Genomic DNA, 832 nt, shown 5'->3' on the forward strand with positions numbered 1-832 from the left:
TAACGCCTGCAATAAGGTGCCCCACGCTAAACTAGCAAAACACACCGAACTTCATACCAAAACCGCCGAGTGTAACGGGTCACCTTGATTGCTTTGTTATGCAGTTGATTCACGCCACATAGTTTCAGTAATCTTATACAGGCAATGACGCTCAAGTGGATGGCCTTTTGCTAGAGCAGGATGGTCAAAATCCAAGCCAGTATCTTCCATCCCTAACTTCATCATCACCTTTCTGGATGGTTTATTTTGAAGTGTTGTGAACGCATAAACTTCAGCTTCATTGAGTTTATCAAAAGCAAATTTCAATGCTTCATTCGCCGCCTCTGGCGCATACCCTTTACCCCAGTGTTTTGATGATAATCGCCATCCAATTTCTATGAAGGGAGTATTAGGGATGTTTTGGTCTTGATAATGTAAGCCCACAAAGCCGATAAACTCAGAAGTATTTTTAAGTTCTACAGCCCAAAAGCCCCAGCCTTTCTCATTTATCAGAGTTTCAATCTTATGAGCTAATTTATCGCTTTCTTCCTTTGACAAAACCGCAGGGAAGAATCTCATAACTTCTAGGTCAGCAGTTATCTCAGCAAATGCTGAATAATCTGATTGTTTCCATTGTCGTAGAATCAACCTTTCTGTTTCTAGTTCTATAAGCAACAGTAACTCCTCAAGTTATCCAAAACTGCATAACGCCTGCGATAAGGTGCCCCACACTGAACCAACAATGCACACCGAACTCCAGACCAAAACCACCGAGTGTAACGGGTCACCTTGATTGCTTTGTTAGGCATTTCCACTTGTGGCTTCCCTACCTGGCCGTCGAACTCTCAGCGTG

1 protein-coding gene is annotated in these 832 nt (G+C 43.0%); it reads right to left on the reverse strand.

What is annotated here, in order from left to right:
- Window positions 1–96: 96 nt before the first annotated feature.
- Entirely contained in the window at window positions 97–648 is a 552-nt protein-coding gene (locus EIZ48_RS28445; protein ID WP_160658765.1) for a GNAT family N-acetyltransferase, read from the reverse strand.
- Between the last annotated feature and the right edge of the window lie 184 nt (window positions 649–832).

This window comes from Photobacterium alginatilyticum, assembly GCF_009910675.1.
GTDB classification, from domain to species: domain Bacteria; phylum Pseudomonadota; class Gammaproteobacteria; order Enterobacterales; family Vibrionaceae; genus Photobacterium; species Photobacterium alginatilyticum.